The organism is Micromonospora sp. NPDC050686 (assembly GCF_040654475.1).
Taxonomy (GTDB): domain Bacteria; phylum Actinomycetota; class Actinomycetes; order Mycobacteriales; family Micromonosporaceae; genus Micromonospora.
Map to the genome: position 1 here is coordinate 51,179 of NZ_JBFAID010000018.1, position 17,725 is coordinate 68,903.

Consider the following 17,725-nt stretch of genomic DNA (forward strand, 5'->3'; position numbering starts at 1 on the left):
TGCGGCCGCGCAGTGGGCTGTCCCACCGGGTCGTTCACCGGAGGATCAGCCCCTTCAACACGAACTCCATCAGCACGAACAGGATAACCAGGAGCACAAGGGAGGCCAGGTCGATGCTCACGGTACCAATTCGCAGTGGGGGGATCACTCGCCTCAACGCCTTGAGAGGCGGATCAGTGACGCTCCACACGGATTCAAGTCCGGCCGCCGCTCCCCGGCCCGGCTGCCAGCGGCGACCGTACTGCAGCACGGCGCTGAGGACAAATCGGGACAAAAGCAGGAGCAGGAACACGTACAGGATCAGGTAGAGGACCTGGAGCAGGATCGACAACACGGCAGGCGACGTCCCTCGGCTAGCTCAGGCTGAAAAAGCCGCCCTCAGCAATCTTGGCCTTGTCCTCCGCAGTGACCTGGACATTGGCCGGTGAGAGCAGGAACACCCGGTTGGTCACGCGCTCGATCGTACCCCGCAGCCCGAACGCCAGCCCGGCGGCGAAGTCCACCAGACGACGGGCGTCCGCCTCGTCCATCTCGGTGAGGTTGATGATCACCGGGACGCCGTCCCGGAAGTGCTCGCCGATGGTCCGCGCCTCGCGGTAGGTCGTCGGGTGCAGCGTGGTGATCTGGTACCGCTGCTCCTCCTCCACCGGCATGGCACGCTCCCTGGGCTGGGCCTGCGGGGCGAGGGCGAGGTTGTCCCGGGTGTGGTAGGTCAGCGCCCCCGAGGTGTCCCCACCCCCGGACCGGGTGATCGACCGGACGCTGGACCGCTCGACGCGCTCCACCCGCTCCGGGCGGTCGTCGTCGCGGTCGCCGTCCAGGCCACGGCCGGTGGACCGCTCGCCGAGCCGGCCGCGTTCGGCCAGCCGGGGTCGCGGCGCCGGCGGCTCCTCGGACTCCTCGTCCTCGTCGTCGGCGAACTCCTCGGCGTACCGGCTGTTCGACCGGTACCGCGACTCGCGGTAGCCACCCTTGTCGTAGCCCCCGTCGTCGTAGCCCCGCTCGTCGTCCTCCTCGACGAGCCCGAGCCAGACCCCCGCCTTGCGCAGTGCACCCATCCCGCGCCCTTCCGTCCGCCGTGCGGCACGCACCCCCGTGCCGTGTCGCTTGATCACGAGTGGACAACGATGATGCCCACCGGATCGGATCGGCAATCCCCTGGCGGCCGATTCGCGGTCCGTCCGCCATGGCCCCCGACAACGGGACGCCGTTCCAAAACAACACCGATGTAATTTGCTTCTTTCGCGGTCAGGCTACCGCAGCGTGGGGCGCATTCCGAGCAACGCGCTGCCGACGCGGACATGTGTCGCGCCGAACCGGATGGCGATTTCCAGATCCGCGCTCATTCCGGCCGATAGCGCGGTGGCACCCGGATGGTCCTGGCGGACCGCCGCGGCCACCTCGGCCAGCCGGGCGAAGGCCCGCTCCGGCTCCCAACCCAGCGGCGCCACCGCCATCAGGCCGGTGAAACGCATCCCCGCCGCCTCGGCCAGCGCCCCGGTCACCGCGCCGAGCCCGCGATCCGGGTCGACCGAGTCGGGCAACGCCCCGCCGCGGGCCGGGTCGCCGTCGATGCTGACCTGGGCCAGCACCTCCAGCGGCCGGTCCCGGGCCTCGGCGGCTCGGGCCAGCGCGCCGGCCAGCCGGACGCTGTCCACCGAGTGGACGACGTCGGCGTACCGGACCACCGAACGGCACTTGTTGCGCTGCAGCTGGCCGATGAAGTGCCAGCGCGGCGCGACCCCGGCCGCGGCGACCTCGGCGGCCTTCGGCGCCGCCTCCTGGTCGCGGTTCTCCCCCACGTCGGTGGCCCCGAGCCCGGCCAGCGCCACCACGTCACCGGCCGGGTACGTCTTGGTCACCGCGATCATGGTGACCGCCGACCGGTCCCGGCCCGCCGCCACGCAGGCGTCCGCGATCCGGGCCCTGACCTGGCCCAGGGCGGTCGCGAGCTCGGCCCGCCGGTCCGGCCGCACCATGGCGTCGTGCTGCGTCATCGGTACGACTCAGGACCCGTTCTTGAGGAAGTCCGGCACGTCGACGTCGTCGAAGAGCACCCGACGCGGCGACTGGGCCGGCGCCGGCATCGGCGTCGGCGGCGCGACCGGAGTGCTCGGCTGGGCCGGCTGGTTCTGGTTGGTCTTGCGCGCCGGCTCCGCCGCCTTGTACGAGGGCGTGCCCCCGTCGAAGCCCGCCGCGATCACGGTCACCCGCACCTCGTCGCCGAGCGCGTCGTCGATCACCGCGCCGAAGATGATGTTCGCGTCCGGGTGGGCCGCGTCGGTGACCAGTTGGGCCGCGTCGTTGATCTCGAACAGGCCCAGGTCGGAGCCGCCGGCGATGGAGAGCAGCACGCCCCGCGCGCCGTCCATGCTCTGCTCCAGCAGCGGGCTGGAGATGGCCGCCTCGGCCGCCTCCACGGCCCGGTTCTCGCCCCGGGCGCTGCCGATGCCCATCAGCGCGCTGCCGGCGCCGCTCATCACGCTCTTGACGTCGGCGAAGTCGAGATTGATCAGGCCCGGGGTGGTGATCAGGTCGGTGATGCCCTGGACACCCGAGAGGAGCACCTGGTCCGCGGTGCGGAAGGCGTCCATCATGCTGATGTTGCGGTCGCCGAGCGCGAGCAGCCGGTCGTTCGGGATGACGATCAGCGTGTCGCACTGGTTGCGCAGCTCGTCGATGCCGGACTCGGCCTGCACCTGACGCCGCTTGCCCTCGAAGGAGAACGGCCGGGTCACCACGCCGATGGTCAGCGCGCCCAGCTTGCGGGCGATGTTCGCCACCACCGGCGCGCCGCCGGTGCCGGTGCCGCCACCCTCGCCGCAGGTCACGAAGACCATGTCGGCGCCCTTGAGGACCTCCTCGATCTCGTCGCGGTGGTCCTCGGCGGCGTTCTTGCCGACGTCCGGGTTGGCGCCCGCGCCCAGTCCGCGGGTCAACTCGCGGCCGACGTCGAGCTTGACGTCGGCGTCGCTCATCAACAGCGCCTGGGCGTCGGTGTTGATCGCGATGAACTCGACGCCCTTGAGCCCAACCTCGATCATGCGGTTGACGGCGTTGACGCCGCCGCCACCGATGCCGACGACCTTGATGACCGCCAGATAGTTGTGCGGAGGTGTCATCTCCGGTCCTTTCCCTTCGAGATTGGCATGGGCCGACCAGGTACGGCTTGGCCAGACCGGCGACCGACCCGACAGTCCCCAGTGGAGGATCGGGAGTGAACTCTAACCCTCTACTAGAGGCTTACAGTTATGTCAACCACTGATCCTCTTCGGGGCAACGTAAGCGCAGCCACGCCGGGAGCCAAGGACCCGCCCGGCGTGTCGCGGCCTGGAGCGGGACGGTTCACGTACCGCCGCCCACCGCCCCGCACACCCGACCGGTCGCGATGACCGCCGGATCACTTGAAGGTCACCACGTCCGGCGCGCTGACGTCGATGCTGTCGGCTTCCCGACCCAGCAGCGCGGCGGCCACCCGCGCCTTGTCCGTCCCCCGGCTGGCGTCCCCCCAGAACACCGTCCGGTCATCGGCCAGGCGCAGGTTGATCCGGGCCAGCCCGTCCACGTCGACCTCGCGCAGCACGGCGCGCAGCGGCGGGGTCAGCGCGGCGAGCACCGCCAGCCCGGCGCGGGTGTCCGGGTCGTCCGGGCCGGGCCGGGCCACCCGCAGCAGCGGCAGCCCGGGCGGCTGCTCATCCGCGGTCCGGAAGACCACTCCGCCGCGGTCGACCACCGCGTACCGCTCCCCCTGCGGCACCGCCGCCACCGGCTTGCGCTCCACCACCCGGATCACCAGCCCGTCCGGCCAGTCCCGGCGCACCGTTGCCCGCTCCACCGGCGGCAGGGCGCCGATCCGCCGGGCCGCGGCGGCCAGGTCCACCCGGGCCAGCGGCTGGTCGTCCGGCACCCCGGCCGCCTCCCGCACCTCGACCGGGGTGACCAGCTTCGCCCCCTCCACCCGGACCTGCCGCACCCCGAACAGCCCGGTGCCGAGCAGGGTCCAGGCGACCAGCCCGGCCAGGGCCAGCACCCCGGCGGCGACCGCCCAGGGCAACGCGGCCCGCATCCGGCGCTGCCGGGCCCGGGCCATGAAGCGCCGGGTGGACGGCGGCACCGCGTCCGTGCCGGCCCGGACCAGCTGCCAGCGCCGGACCGGTCCGCCGGAGCCGGGCGTACCCGGACGGGCCGGCCGGCCGCGACGGGGACCGCCGGAGCCCCCGCCGGTGCTCCGGCCACGCGCCGGCCCCGGGCTCATCCGGCCGGGGTGGCCGGGTCCGCCGCGACCGCTCCGAGCGCGGCCGTCCCGGCGCCCTCGGTCCGGGCGGCCAGCGCGTCCAGCAGCTGGTCGCCGAGCAGCGAGGTGGGCGGCGCGCCCATGGTGACCACCACGTCGCCGGCCCGCGCCCGGCGCGCCACCTCGACCGGCACGTCGTCCCACGAGTCGACGAAGACCTTGCGGTCGGCGGGCAGCGGCACCTCCGCGACCAGGGCCACCGAACCCTCGCCCGGCGCGCGCAGCTCGCCGGGGCCGAAGACCTCCAGCAGCACCACCTCGTCGGCGATGCCCAGGGCGGCGGCGATCTCGGCCTGGTTGTCCCGGGTCCGGTAGAGCCGGTAGGGCTGGAACACCACGATCAGCCGGCCCTCCCCGGCCACCTCGCGCAGCGTCTCCAGCGCCAGCCGCATCGAGGTCGGGTGGTAGGCGTACTCGTCGTAGACCAGCACGCCGTCCGCGACGCCCTTGCGCTCGAACCGGCGCCGCACCCCGGGAAACGCCCCCAGCGCGGCCTCCGCCGCGGTCAGCGGCAGCCCGAGCAGGTGCGCGGTGAGCACCGCCGAGGCGCTGTTGAGCCCCATGTGCCGGCCGGGGATCGGCAGCCGGATCTCGCCCAGCGGCATGCCGTCGACCTCGGCCAGGTAGCGCACCCCCCGGGCCGAGGAGGCCATCTCGCTCATCCGCAGGTCGGCGTCGGGCGCCTCGCCGTACGTCCAGACCCGCCGTCCCTCGGCCCGCAGCGTGTCGGCCAGCCGCCGCCCGCCCGGGTCGTCGGCGCAGGTGATGATGAAGCCCTCCGGGTCGGTGAGCCGGGCGAACTCGGCGAAGGTGGCCTCCAGGGTGGCCAGGTCGCCGTAGGTGTTGAGGTGGTCCGCCTCGACGTTCGTGATGATCGACACGTACGGGCGGTAGATCAGGAACGACCGGTCGCTCTCGTCGGCCTCCACCACGAAGTACTCGCCGGTGCCGTGGTGGGCGCTGGAGGCGGCCTCGGAGATCTCGCCGCCGATCACGAAGGACGGGTCCACCCCGGCCTGCTGGAGCACCATGGTCACCATCGAGGTGGTGGAGGTCTTGCCGTGCGTGCCGGCGACCGCCACCGTGCGCCGGCCGGTCATCGCCGCGGCGAGTGCCTCGGAGCGGTGCAGCACCCGCAGCCCGCGCCGGCGCGCCTCCACCATCTCCAGGTGGTCCTGCGGGATGGCCGTCGAATAGACCACCGTGTCCACGCCGTCGAGGTTGGACACCTCGTGGGTCATGTGGATGGTCCCGCCCAGCGCGCGCAGGCCGGCCAGCGAGGGCCACTCCCGCAGCTCGCTGCCGGAGACCGGCAGACCCCGGGTGAGCAGCAGCCGGGCCAGGCCGGCCATGCCGACCCCGCCGACGCCGATCAGGTGGATCCGGCCCAGGTCCTCCGCGGTGCGGGTGCCGGCCGGAGTGAACTGCGCGGTGTTCATGCGGTGTGCCCTTCCGTCGCGGCGCGCCCCGTCGTCGGGACCGCCGTCGTTCGCGACTGCGGGGCTCGCAACCCCGGCTCGCTCCTCGCGCTCACTCCGCTGGCCTGAGTTCGCGACTGCGGGGCTCGCAACCCCGGCTCGCTCCTCGCGCTCACCGAGCCACCGCCTCGTAGACGTACCTCAGCAGCGCCTCGTCGCCGTCCCGGCGGCCGTAGCCGGCGGCGGCGGCGCCCATGGCCGCGAGCCGCTGCGGGTCCCGTACCAGCGGGATCACCGTACGCTCCAGCCAGTCCGGGGTCAGCTCGGCGTCGTCGACGAGCAGCCCGCCGCCGGCCTGCACCACGGGCAGCGCGTTGCGCTTCTGCTCCTGGTTGCTGTGCGGGTACGGGACGTAGATCGCGGGCAGCCCGATCGCGGCCACCTCGGCGCAGGTCATCGCCCCGCCGCGGCCGAGCATTAGGTCGGCCGCCGCGTAGCCCAGCTCCATCTCGGACAGGTAGGGCAGGGTCACGTACGGCACCGGCAGGTCGGTGGGAACCGGCACCGGCTCGTTGCGGGCCCCGATCACGTGCAGCACCTGCACGCCGTTGCGGGCCAGCTCCTTGGCCGCCCCGGAGACGGCCAGGTTGATCGAGCGGGCGCCCTGCGAGCCGCCGGCGACGAAGAGCACCGGCAGATCCGGGCGGAGGCCGAAGTGGGCGCGGGCGGCGTCGCGCAGCGCGGCCCGGTCCAGCGTCGCGATGCCCCGGCGCAACGGCACCCCGACCACCCGGGCCTCGCGCAGCGACTCGGCCTGGGCCGGCTGGTGCGGGAAGCCCACCGCGACGTGCTTGGTGAACTTCATGCCCATCCGGTTGGCCACCCCCGGCGGCACGTTCACCTCGTGGATGACGATCGGCAGCTCGCGGCGCCAGGCGGCGAGGTAGCCGGGGACGGAGACGTACCCGCCGAAGCCGACCACCACGTCGGCCTGCACCTCGTCGATCACCTTGCCCGCCGCGCGCGCCGCCCTCCACATCCGGTCCGGGGTACGGACCAGGTTCATGTTGACCGAGCGGGGCAGCTGGTACGCGGGGATCTGGCGCAGGTCGTAACCGTGCGGCGGGATCAGCTCGTTCTCCAGCCCCCGGGGTGTGCCGAGGCAGGTGATCCGGACGCCGGGGTCGTGTCGGCGCAGGCAGTCGGCGAAGGCCAGCAGCGGGTAGATGTGCCCACCCGTGCCCCCTCCGCAGAGCACCACCGAACGCAGCGGACCCATCAGCGTCTCCTCTCGCTCGCCGTCCCCGCGCGGCCCGTCCGGGCGCCGCGGGGCGCGGCCTGGTCGTCCTCGCGCCGCGCTCGCGACCGGGGCACGGACCCTCGGGGAGCCGGCGGTGCCGCCGATCGGCGACGCCGGCCGGGAAGCGGCGGCAACGGGGCCCACACTAGCCGGACCCACCGGGCCGGCGGACGGGCATGCAGGGCTCGGGCCGCGTCCGGTTCCGCGCGGGCGAACGAGGCGAGCATGCCGACCGCCGCCAGGGTCACCACCAGGGCGCTGCCGCCGTCGGAGATGAACGGCAGCGGCAGGCCGGTGATCGGCAGCAGGCCCACCACCCCGCCGATGTTGATCGCGGCCTGGCTGACCAGCCAGGTGGTCACCGCCGCGGCGGCGAGCCGGCGGAACGGGTCCTCGACCCGGCGGGCGATGCGCAGCCCGCTGTACGCCAGCACCGCGAAGAGCACCAGCACCACGGTGCAGCCGACCACCCCGAGTTCCTCCGCGATGATCGCGAAGATGAAGTCGTTGTGCGCCTCGGGCAGCCAGGCCCACTTCAGGCTGCTCTTGCCCAGCCCGACGCCGAACCAGCCGCCGTGCTCGATGGCCAGCCGGCCCTGGTAGATCTGCCAGCAGCCGTCGAGCTTGCACTTCTCCGGGTCCTCCAGGAAGGAGGTGAGCCGGGCGAAGCGGTAGTTGGTGGCGTCCCGCTCGCCGGAACCGGCGCCGAGCGAGGCGGCGGCGATCAGCAGCCCGACGCCGGCCAGCCCGATCGCGGAGAGCACGGCGAACACCCGGCTGCGCACCCCGGCCGCCCAGAGCAGGCCCACCACGATGGCCAGCAGGCAGAGCATGGTGCCCAGGTCGTTGTATCCGACCAGCACGGCGAGCAGGCCGACCACCGGGAACAGCGGGGTGGCCAGTTCCTTCCACCAGCCCAGCGCGGCGCCCTTGCGGACGATCAACCGGGCTCCCCAGAGCACCAGCGCGAACTTCGCCAGCTCGGAGGGCTGCAACTGGACCGGCCCGAGGTACAGCCAGTTCAGGTGGGCCTGGAGCGGCCCGAGCCGCGGGTCCTCCTGCCCGGTCAGCCGGCCGTACGCCAGCACCAGGTTGAGCACCAGCAGCAGGCCGATCGCGACGGCCAGCACGGTCCGGCCCACGGAGCGGTAGGTGCTGGCCGGCAGCCGCTGGCAGGCCCAGAACGCGACGATGCCGACGACCGCGAAGACCGCCTGCTTGGCCAGCGAGGCCGACGCGTTGCCGTCCGCCGCGAAGTCCATCACGCTGGTGGCCGAGAAGACCATCGTCAGGCCGATCATCAGCAGCAGGCCGGCGCTGGACAGCAGCAGGTAGTACGACGCGAGCGGCCGGGCCAGCAGGCCGCGTAGCGCGGACAGCCCGGCCGTGGCGGTCAGCCCCGGCGTCGGCGCGGACGGGTCGCTGGTACGCCCGGCGCCGGCCGCCCGCCGGTTCGCCGCTTCCGTCGTCGTGCCGGTCCCTCGGTCCTCCCCCACCCGTTCATCATTGCGGTTTCCCGCGGACCGGTGCCGGTGAACCGCCCGCTCGGCGTGTCGCACCCGCGAAAGGAGGGGCCCCTTGTTAACAGACGTCTGTTGACAAGGGGCCCCTCCTGACACCTCAGCCTCAGCTGACGGCGGCCAGGAACTCGCTGTAGAAGAGCCCGAGCGCGATGGCCACGCCGATCCCGGCGATGATCCAGAAACGGACCACGATGTTGACCTCGCTCCAGCCGGCCAGCTCGAAGTGGTGCTGCAACGGCGACATCCGGAACACCCGCTTGCCGGTGGTCCGGAAGGAGATGATCTGGATCACCACGGACATCGTGATGATCACGAAGAGGCCGCCCAGGATCAGCAGCAGCAGAATGGTCCGGGTGGACATCGCCATGCCGGCGATCAGGCCACCCAGGCCGAGCGCGCCGGTGTCGCCCATGAAGATCCGTGCCGGTGAGGTGTTCCACCAGAGGAAGCCCACGCAGGCCCCGGCCGCCGCCCCGGCGATCAGCGCGATCTCCAGCGGGTCCCGCACCGTGTAGCAGTAGCTCTCGGTGTAGTTCGGGTCGGCGCACCAGTGCCGGTACTGCCAGAACGCGATCAGCGCGTACGCGGCCAGCACCATCACCGAGGCGCCGGTGGCCAGCCCGTCCAGGCCGTCGGTGAGGTTCACCCCGTTCGTCGCCGCCATCACCACCAGGATGATGACGATCACCGCGCCGATCTTGCCGATCTCCAGCGCCGGGATGTCCCGGATGAAGCTCAGCGTGGTGCTGGCGACGGTCTCGGTGTTGGTGGTCTTGCCGCTGGCGTCGGTCATGGTGCTCGGGAAGTACAGCGCGACGATCCCGAAGACCGCGCCGACCAGGATCTGGCCGGCGAGCTTGCCCCGCTTGTTCAGGCCACCGCTGTGCCGCTTGCGGACCTTGAGGAAGTCGTCGATGAAGCCGACCGCGCCGGAGAAGACCATCAGCCCCAGCAGCACCAGGGCCGTGATGGTCGGCTCGACCTGGGCGATCTGCTGGTCCGGCAGGGAGGTCAGGGCCAGGTGGCCGGCGACGTACGCGATGACCGTGGCCAGGATGAACACCACGCCGCCCATCGTCGGCGTGCCCTTCTTGCCCTGGTGCATGGCCGGGCCCTCGGCCCGGATCGGCTGGCCGGCCTTCAGCCGGGTGAACACCTTGATCGCGATCGGGGTGCCGAAGAGCGAAATGATGAAGGCGACCCCGATGGCGACGATCACCGCCCTCATGCGGCGCCACCCTCCCGGGCGTCCGCGCGCAGCGCGTCGGCCACCTCCCAGGTCCGGTACCGGGAGCCCTTGACCAGGACGACGTCACCCGGCCGTAGCTCGCCCCGCAGCACCTCGACAGCCGCCGCCTGATCGGTGAGCAGCACCGACTCTCCTCCCCACTCGCCTACCGCTGTCGCGCCCTCGTGAATCGGCGCAGCCGGCTCGCCCACCACGAGCAGCCGGTCGACACCCAACTCGGCCGCGAGGCGGCCCACCTGCCGGTGCCCCTCGCGTTCGAAGTCGCCCAGCTCGGCCATGTAGCCGAGCACCGCGACCGTACGCCCCGTCCCCCGCATGCTGGCCAGCGCCCGCAGCGCCACGCCCGTCGACGCCGGGTTGGCGTTGTACGAGTCGTCGATCACGGTGACCCCGTCGGATCGCTCGAACACGTCCATCCGCCGGGTCGAGACCAGGCCCAGCTCGCCCAGGGCCGCCGCCAGGTCGGCCAGCGGCAGGCCGAGCTCGCGGGCGACCGCGGCGGCGGCGAGCGAGTTCCAGACCTGGTGGCGGCCGGTCAGCCCGAGCCGTACCGGCGCGCCGCCCTCCGGCGTCACCAGGGTGTACGCCGGACGCCCGCGCTCGTCCAGCGTGACGTCCACGGCCCGCACGTCGGCCCGCTCCGACTCGCCGTAGCGGACCACCCGGGCGGCGGTCCGCGCCGCCATCGCGTCGACCAGCGGGTCGTCGGCGTTGAGCACCGCCAGCCCGTCCGCGGGCAGCGCCTCGACCAGCTCGCCCTTGGCCAGCGCGATGGTCTCCACCGAGCCGAACTCGCCGAGATGCGCCACCCCGACGTTGAGCACCACCGAGATCCGCGGCGGCACCACCTCGCACAGGTAGCGCACGTGCCCCACCCCGCGGGCGCCCTTCTCCATCACCAGGTAGCGGGTCTCCGGCGTGGCCTGCAACGCGGTGTACGGGTGGCCCAGCTCGTTGTTGAACGAGCCGGGCGGCGCCACGGTCGGGCCGAGCCGCACGGCGAGCTGGGCGATCAGGTCCTTGGTGGTGGTCTTGCCGGAGGAGCCGGTGAGCCCGATCACGGTCAGCCCGGGCAGCCGGTCGACCACGGCGCGGGCCAGCCGGCCCATCGCGTCGAGCGCGTCGGCCACCAGCACCATCGGCACCCCGGGCACCTCGCGGGTGCCGAGCACGGCCGCCGCCCCGGCGGACACCGCGCGCTCGGCGTAGTCGTGCCCGTCCACCTGCTCGCCGGGGAAGGCCACGAAGAGCCCGCCCGGGCCGATCTTGCGCGAGTCGAACTCGACGCCGCCGGTGACCCGGGCGTCCGGGTCGACGGCCACCAGCCGCCCGTCGACGGCCGCGGCGACCTCGGCCAGGGTCAGCGGGATCATCGCTGCCCCGCCCGGTCGCCGTAGCGGGCGCGCAGCGCCGCCGCCAGCTCCACCCGGTCGTCGAACGGCAGCACCTCGCCGCCCACCTCCTGGCCCCGTTCCTGCCCCTTGCCCAGCAACGCCACCACGTCGCCCGGCTCGGCCAACCGGACCGCCTCGGCGATCGCGGCCCGGCGACCGGGCGCCTCGATGATCCGCGCCAAGGTGCCCGCCGCGTACGCCCCGGCCAGCACCTCGGCCCGGATCACCGCCGGGTCCTCCGTGCGCGGGTTGTCGTCGGTCACCAGCACCACGTCGGCGCCCTCGGCCGCGGCGGCGCCCATCACCGGCCGCTTGCCCCGGTCCCGGTCGCCGCCCGCGCCCACCACGCAGATCAGCCGGCCGCCGGTGAGGTCGCGCAGGGCGGCCAGCACCGCCTCGATCGCGTTCGCCTTGTGCGCGTAGTCGACCACCCCGCGCACCGGCGCGTCGCCGCTGACCAGCTCCAGCCGCCCCGGTACGCCCCCGCAGCCGGCCACCCCGGCGGCGGCGGTCTCCGGATCGACGCCGACCGCGACCAGCATGGCCACCGCCAGCAGCGCGTTGGCCACGTTGTGCCGGCCCGGCAGGGCCACTCCGGTGGGCAGGGTCACCGCGTCCGGGCCGTGCACGGTGAACCGCTGCGCGTACCCCTCGCCGCTGACGTCGGTGGCGTACCAGGTGGCGGTCGGGTCGCCGGCCGCCGAGTAGCTGACCGTGGCCGGCTTGAACAGCGGGCGCAGCGCCGGGTCGTCGTGGTTGAGCACCTCGACCGCGCAGCGCCCGTCGAACAACTGCGCCTTGGCCGCGAAGTAGTCGTCGACGTCGGCGTGGAAGTCCAGGTGGTCGGAGCCGAAGTTGGTGTAGCCGCCGACGGCGAAGCGGACCCCGCCGACCCGGCCCATCGCCAGCGCGTGGCTGGACACCTCCATGACCACGGCGGTGACCCCGCGCTCGCGGGCCGCGGCCAGCATGGCGTTCAGGTCGGTCGCCTCCGGCGTGGTGCGGACGCTGTCCACCACCAGGTCGCCGAGGCGGGTCTCCACGGTGCCGATCAACCCGGTGACGTGGCCGGCCGCGCGCAGCCCCGACTCGATCAGGTAGGCGGTGGAGGTCTTGCCGGCGGTGCCGGTCACCGCGATCATGGTCAGCCCGGCGCTGGGATCGCCGTAGACGGCGGCGGCGAGGACACCGAGCGCCGCCCGCGGATCGGGCACGACCAGCGCCGGCAGGCCGGCCTCGGCCGCCGCCGGAGCGCCGGCCGGGTCGGTGAGTACGGCCACCGCGCCGGCCGCCGCGGCCTGGGCGACGAACTCCGCGCCGTGCCGCCGGGCGCCGGGCAGCGCGGCGTACAGGTCGCCGGGGCGGACCTCCTGGCTGGCGTGGGTCGCCCCGGTCACCGCCACGGCGGCGGCGTCCGGCGTCAGCGGCGGGGCCTGCTCCGAGCCCGCCGCCGAGGGGCTCGCGGGCTCACTCGTCGCGCTCGCCCGCAACCGGGCGGCGAGGTCGCCGAGCCGGACGGGATGCACGGTCTGGGGACGTGGATTGCCGGGCACGGCGTCAGACCCTACCCGGTCGTGCGGTTCCGACCGCACAGCCGCCCCGGTGCTTCGTCCCCACCCACCGATGATGTCCCGTTCCAGCCGGTCAGCGGGGATAGACCACGAACTTCGGGGCCGGCGTGGTGCTCGGCGGCACCCGCTGCTGGCGCAGCGTGAAGCCCATGATGTCGCGGAAGGCCGGCGCCGCCACGGTGCCGCCCCCGCCGTTCGGGCTCCACACGAAGACCGCCACCACGTACCGCGGGTTCTCCGCCGGCGCCATGCCGATGAACGAGCCGACCTCCCCGGGCTGCTTGACCCCGTTGTCGTAGCGCCATCCGGTGCCGGTCTTGCCGGCGATCCGGTAGCCGGGCACGGCGGCGGCCAGGCCGGTGGCGTTGTCCACCGTGGTGACGGCCTCCAGCATGGTGCGCAGCGCGACGGCGTTGCGCTCGCTGAGCACCGGTCGGGTGACCGGCGGCGGGGCCGGGGTGCGCTTGCCGTCGGTGACGGTGGCCCGGATCAGGTGCGGCTGGACGTAGGTGCCCTTGTTGGCGATGGCCGCGTACGCGGCGGTCATCTGCAGGGGCGTGGCGTCCACGCTGTGCCCGATCGGCACCGACCCGTGCGACGAGCCGCTCCACTGGTCGGCGGGCAGCAGCCTGCCGGTCGCCTCGCCCGGCATGCCCTCGCCGGTCGCCCGGCCCAGGCCGAACCGCTTCTGGTAGTCGATCAGCCGGTCCGGGCCCAGCATTTCGCCGACGGTGATGGTGCCGACGTTGGACGAGTACGCCAGCATCCCGGGGATGCTCATCGCCCGGCCGTTCGCCCGGTGGCTGTCCCGGAAGACCTGGTCGCCCTTCTCGATGGTGTTCTTCAGCGGGATCGTGGTCTCGGGGGTGATCAACCCCTCCTGCAGCGCCGCGCCGAAGGTGATCGCCTTGTGCACCGAGCCGGGGTCCACCACGAAACTGGTGGCGGCGTCCTCCCGGTCGGTCGGCCGGCTGCGGGTCGGGTCGGCCGCGTCGTACGTCGGGTGGCTGGCCTGCGCCAGCACCTCGCCGGAGGGCACCTCCATCACCACCGCGGCGCCGACGCTGCCCCGCACCTTGTCCACCTGCGCCTTGAGCATCCGCTGGGCCTGGTACTGCAGGTCCCCCTCGATGGTCAGCTCCAGCGAGCTGCCCGGCTGGGCCGGGGTGGTCTGGCTGTACCCGCCGGGGATCGGGGCGGCCAGGTTGCCCTGGCCGGCCTCGAAGACCCGCTTGCCGTCGACGCCGCGCAGCAGGTCGTCGTACTTGGCCTCGATGCCCTCCAGACCGACCATGTCCTGGCCGGTGAAGCCGATCAGATTGGCGGCGAGATCGCCGCCCGGCACCTCGCGGCGCTCGTCCCGGTGCAGGAAGATGCCCTTCAGCTTCAGGGCGGCGACCTGCTTCGCCTTGTCGATCGACACGCCGCGGGCCAGGTACTGGAACCGCAACAGGGTGCGGTTGACCGTCCGCGGCCGCATCTTCTCGGCCAGTTCGGAGACCGGCACGCCGAGCAGCGGGGAGAGCGCCTTCGCGGTGGCGCCGACGTTCTCCACCAGGACCGGGTCGGCGTAGACGTAGCGGGCCTCGACGCTGTGCGCCAGCAGGGCGCCGGAGCGGTCGTAGATGGCGCCGCGCGGGGCGGGCAGCTCCACCCGGTTCAGCCGGTCGCTGACCCCGCCGCCGGCGAACGCCGGGGTGTCGGCGGCCTGGAGGAACACCAGCCGGATCCCGATGGTGGCGAACAGCGCCAGGGTGAGCACGGTGCCCAGCCGCAGCCGGCGGGCCGGGTCGGCCAGCTTCGGCGGGCGGCGCGGCTTGCGGGACGGTCGCCGGGCCGCGGGCCGGTCCGGGCGGCGCGGCGCGCGCGGGCCGGGCCGGCGGCGGGGCGCCGGCGGCTCGTCGTCGAAGGGCTCCGCGCCGACCGGCCGGGCGCGCACGGTGCGGACCACGCCGGTCCGGCCGGCGGCGGGGACGTCCCGGCGGCCGGCCCGCCCCTGCCCGGTCCGGCCGCCGTCGAGCACCTGCAACGCCGGCCGGAACGGGTCCGCGGCCCGGCTGCTGCGCGGCGTACGCCGCTGGCCGCCCCCGCCGGCGGCGGGCCGGGCGGCCCGCTCCGACCGGTCGACCTGGTCGCGCTGCTCACTGCTCTCCCGCACGGTGCGCCCGCGCGGGGTGTACGCCCGGGCGCCGGAGATCCCGCCGACGCCCGGCTCACCGGCACGCGGCTCCCCGCCCCGGCCGGTACGGTCCGACGAACCGCGCCGGGAGCCTGTGGCGTCCCGGCGCGGGTCCTCCGATCTGGGGGACACCTGGTTATCCCCCCGTGCCCTGCTGGCTGTTGCCGGCGGGCCGGCCCGCGGCCGGCTGCGGCACCCCGATCACCCGGCCGTCGGGCAGCCGGATGTACGCCGGCTCGTCCGACTCGACCAGGCCGAGCTTGCGGGCGTTGGCGGCCAGGTTGCCCGGCGCCTCCGCCTCGGCGATCTCCTTCTCCAACTGCTGCTGGTCCAGGTCCAGCTTGGCCTGCTGCTCGTGCAGCTTCTCCAGCCGGAAAGCGTTCTCGTTGATCTTGGTGTTGACCAGCAGGATGCCGAGCACCCCGCCGACCACCAGCGCCACGATCAGCGCGGCGAACGGCGCCCGGGGCACCGAGATCGGCGGCGGCGGCGCCACCCGCAGCCGCGGCGCGGCGGACTCGGCCTCCCGCCGGTCCGGCCGCTCGGCCGGCCGCAGCGCGGCACTGCCCTGGGTCGGGAACTCGCGCGCCCCCCGGGCGCGGGTCTCCCCCGGCCGGCCGGTCCGGTCCGGCGTGCTCACCTCGGCGCGCGTGGCCCGCTGCGCCGCGGTCCGGCCCCCCGACCGCGGTGTGCGCTGCCCGCCGCCGGTCCGGTCCCGGCGGTCGCGCTCGTCTACGTTCATGTCCCCTCCCCCTCTTCGTCCGTCCCACTGCCGTCCCCCGGCGACGCGGGATCCGCCCCGGATCCCGCGGTCGCCGTTCCCGGTTGGTGCATCGCCTTGACCCGCCGGCGGTACCGTTCGCGGTCGGTCCGCCCCTGCTGTGCCGCGTTCGGGTCGATGCGTTCCGCCGCCCGCAGCCGCACCGAAGCGGCGCGCGGGTTGGCGGCGACCTCCGCCTCCCCGGGGAGTTCGGCGCCCCGGCTGAGCAGCCGGAACGTCGGACCCGACCCGGGCAGCTCGACCGGGAGGTCGATCGGGCCGGTGCTCCGGACCCGATCGGCGAGCGCGTGCTTGGTGAGCCGGTCCTCCAGCGAGTGGTAGGACAGGACCACCAGGCGGCCGCCCACGTTGAGCTTGTCGAGCGCGGCCGGCAGCGCCGTCTCCAGCACTGCCAGCTCTCTGTTTACCTCGATCCTTAAAGCCTGAAACGTTCTCTTAGCCGGGTGTCCACCGGTTCGTCGGGCTGGTGCTGGAATGCTCTCCCTGACCAGCTCGGCGAGCCGGGCCGACGAGGTGATCCGGGCCCGCTCCCGCTCGCGGATGATCGCCGAGGCGATCCGGCCGGCGAACTTCTCCTCGCCGTACACCCGCAGCACCCGGGCCAGCTCGGGGTGGGAGTAGGTGTTGACCACCTCCTCGGCGGTCACCCCCCGGGTCTGGTCCATCCGCATGTCCAGCGGCGCGTCCTGCGCATACGCGAACCCCCGGTCGGCGGCGTCCAGCTGCAACGAGGACACCCCGAGGTCGAACAACGCGCCGTCGATCGCGGGGTACCCCAGACGGTCGAGCACCTCGGGCAGCTCGTCGTAGACGGCGTGCTCCAGGTGGACGCGGTCGGCGAATCGGGCCAGTCGGACCCGCGCGTGGGCGAGGGCCTCGGTGTCCCGGTCCAGGCCGATCAGCACGGTGTTCGGATGTGCGGCCAGGACCGCTTCCGCGTGCCCGGCCAACCCCAGCGTCGCGTCGACGTGGACCGTCCGTCCGTTCCGCCCCAGCGCGGGGGCCAGCAACTCGAGACACCGCTCGAGCAGCACGGGCACGTGCGTGCCGCGAAGCTCCCCCATGTCGACCCCCACTGGTTGAACCGTCCGTTCCTTCCGCGTCCTGCTCGTCGGGCGACGCCATCCGTCGTACCGCCAGATCCCCATCCGCTCCCGCCCGCCGGAGGCCGCGGCCCTCCCTACGGATCGTGCGCCTGGCACCGGGGAAGGGGCGCCAGGAACTCGAAAGCGGCTGGAGATCTCGCAGTACGTCGGGCGTCGCCACGCCCTACAGACCGCCGGGCAGCACCCCCTCCTCGATGTCGGCGAAGTCGTCTTCGCTGTCGGCGAGGTAGCTCTCCCAGGCCGTCCTGTCCCAGATCTCCACCCGGGTGCTCGCCCCGATGACCACGAGATCGCGGTCGAGCGCGGCGTACTCCCGGAGGTGAGCCGGGATGGTGACCCGGCCCTGCTTGTCGGGGACCTCGTCGTGCGCGCCGGCGAAGAAGACCCGGTTGTAGGCCCGGGCCGCCTTGCTCGTCATGGGTTGCGCGCGCAACTGCTCCGCGATCCGCTGGAACTCGGGCATCGGGAAGACGTAGAGGCAGCGCTCCTGCCCTTTGGTGATCACGACACCCCCCGCCAGCTCATCCCGGAACTTCGCCGGCAGGATCAACCGGCCCTTGTCGTCCAGGCGTGGGGTGTGGGTGCCGAGGAACATCGGCCCAACCCCCTCGCCCTTCCAAGCGGCGTTCGCGGCGCCGCTCACCCCCTGGGCCGGTGGGCCCTCCCGGCCTCACCATCGCGCCCCACTCTACTCCACTTCCCTCCACCTGCAACCGGAATCGCCCGCGTGGCGCGCCGCTCGCGCCGACAAAACCGCACGTCAGACGCGGTGGGGCGGAGTGGAGGGGCGGAGCGGCCCCGCTCCGCGTCCGCTTCCCGACATTGATCGACTCCGTCCGGCCGAGGTCCCGCTGACCGGACGCGCGGGGAGTCCCGGCCGAACGGTTCGCGGTCGGCGGCGATCTGGTGG

Annotated in this window: 15 protein-coding genes; all 15 read right to left on the bottom strand. The window is 73.7% G+C overall.

Annotated elements, in window-relative coordinates:
- Positions 1 to 34 precede the first annotated feature (34 nt).
- The gene (locus AB0H57_RS14945) at positions 35 to 334 is read right to left on the bottom strand and encodes a YggT family protein (protein WP_222955039.1); all 300 of its coding nucleotides are present in this window, start codon (positions 332 to 334) and stop codon (positions 35 to 37) included.
- Between the two features lie 19 nt (positions 335 to 353).
- Positions 354 to 1,058, bottom strand: a complete 705-nt coding sequence (gene sepF, locus AB0H57_RS14950) for a cell division protein SepF (protein WP_357506548.1) — start codon at positions 1,056 to 1,058, stop codon at positions 354 to 356.
- A 195-nt stretch (positions 1,059 to 1,253) separates the two neighbouring features.
- Positions 1,254 to 1,997 (bottom strand): YggS family pyridoxal phosphate-dependent enzyme, encoded by a 744-nt coding sequence (locus AB0H57_RS14955; RefSeq protein WP_357506550.1) that lies wholly within the window; start codon positions 1,995 to 1,997, stop codon positions 1,254 to 1,256.
- A gap of 9 nt (positions 1,998 to 2,006) precedes the next feature.
- Entirely contained in the window at positions 2,007 to 3,122 is a 1,116-nt protein-coding gene (gene ftsZ, locus AB0H57_RS14960) for a cell division protein FtsZ (protein ID WP_357506552.1), read from the bottom strand.
- 278 nt (positions 3,123 to 3,400) lie between these two features.
- Positions 3,401 to 4,255 (bottom strand): FtsQ-type POTRA domain-containing protein, encoded by an 855-nt coding sequence (locus tag AB0H57_RS14965; RefSeq protein ID WP_357506554.1) that lies wholly within the window; start codon positions 4,253 to 4,255, stop codon positions 3,401 to 3,403.
- Complete coding sequence (gene murC / locus AB0H57_RS14970) at positions 4,252 to 5,733, bottom strand: UDP-N-acetylmuramate--L-alanine ligase (RefSeq protein WP_357506556.1); 1,482 nt, start codon at positions 5,731 to 5,733, stop codon at positions 4,252 to 4,254. The genes AB0H57_RS14965 and murC overlap by 4 nt, the downstream gene beginning before the upstream one ends.
- A 151-nt stretch (positions 5,734 to 5,884) precedes the next feature.
- Entirely contained in the window at positions 5,885 to 6,991 is a 1,107-nt protein-coding gene (murG, locus tag AB0H57_RS14975) for an undecaprenyldiphospho-muramoylpentapeptide beta-N-acetylglucosaminyltransferase (RefSeq protein ID WP_357506558.1), read from the bottom strand.
- The gene (locus tag AB0H57_RS14980) at positions 6,991 to 8,409 is read right to left on the bottom strand and encodes a putative peptidoglycan glycosyltransferase FtsW (RefSeq protein ID WP_357506615.1); all 1,419 of its coding nucleotides are present in this window, start codon (positions 8,407 to 8,409) and stop codon (positions 6,991 to 6,993) included. Before AB0H57_RS14980 ends, murG begins: the two co-directional genes overlap by 1 nt.
- A 229-nt stretch (positions 8,410 to 8,638) precedes the next feature.
- Positions 8,639 to 9,763, bottom strand: a complete 1,125-nt coding sequence (gene mraY / locus AB0H57_RS14985; protein WP_357506560.1) for a phospho-N-acetylmuramoyl-pentapeptide-transferase — start codon at positions 9,761 to 9,763, stop codon at positions 8,639 to 8,641.
- Entirely contained in the window at positions 9,760 to 11,157 is a 1,398-nt protein-coding gene (murF, locus tag AB0H57_RS14990) for a UDP-N-acetylmuramoyl-tripeptide--D-alanyl-D-alanine ligase (protein ID WP_357506562.1), read from the bottom strand. Before murF ends, mraY begins: the two co-directional genes overlap by 4 nt.
- Positions 11,154 to 12,770 (bottom strand): UDP-N-acetylmuramoyl-L-alanyl-D-glutamate--2,6-diaminopimelate ligase, encoded by a 1,617-nt coding sequence (locus tag AB0H57_RS14995; RefSeq protein ID WP_357506564.1) that lies wholly within the window; start codon positions 12,768 to 12,770, stop codon positions 11,154 to 11,156. The genes murF and AB0H57_RS14995 overlap by 4 nt, the downstream gene beginning before the upstream one ends.
- A gap of 52 nt (positions 12,771 to 12,822) precedes the next feature.
- Complete coding sequence (locus AB0H57_RS15000) at positions 12,823 to 15,060, bottom strand: penicillin-binding protein 2 (RefSeq protein ID WP_357506566.1); 2,238 nt, start codon at positions 15,058 to 15,060, stop codon at positions 12,823 to 12,825.
- A gap of 4 nt (positions 15,061 to 15,064) precedes the next feature.
- The gene (locus AB0H57_RS15005) at positions 15,065 to 15,670 is read right to left on the bottom strand and encodes a hypothetical protein (RefSeq protein ID WP_357506568.1); all 606 of its coding nucleotides are present in this window, start codon (positions 15,668 to 15,670) and stop codon (positions 15,065 to 15,067) included.
- A complete protein-coding gene (gene rsmH / locus AB0H57_RS15010; RefSeq protein WP_357506570.1) occupies positions 15,667 to 16,773 on the bottom strand; it encodes a 16S rRNA (cytosine(1402)-N(4))-methyltransferase RsmH in 1,107 nt (368 codons plus the stop codon). Before rsmH ends, AB0H57_RS15005 begins: the two co-directional genes overlap by 4 nt.
- Before the next feature lie 205 nt (positions 16,774 to 16,978).
- Positions 16,979 to 17,410 (bottom strand): division/cell wall cluster transcriptional repressor MraZ, encoded by a 432-nt coding sequence (mraZ, locus tag AB0H57_RS15015; RefSeq protein WP_357506572.1) that lies wholly within the window; start codon positions 17,408 to 17,410, stop codon positions 16,979 to 16,981.
- Between the last annotated feature and the right edge of the window lie 315 nt (positions 17,411 to 17,725).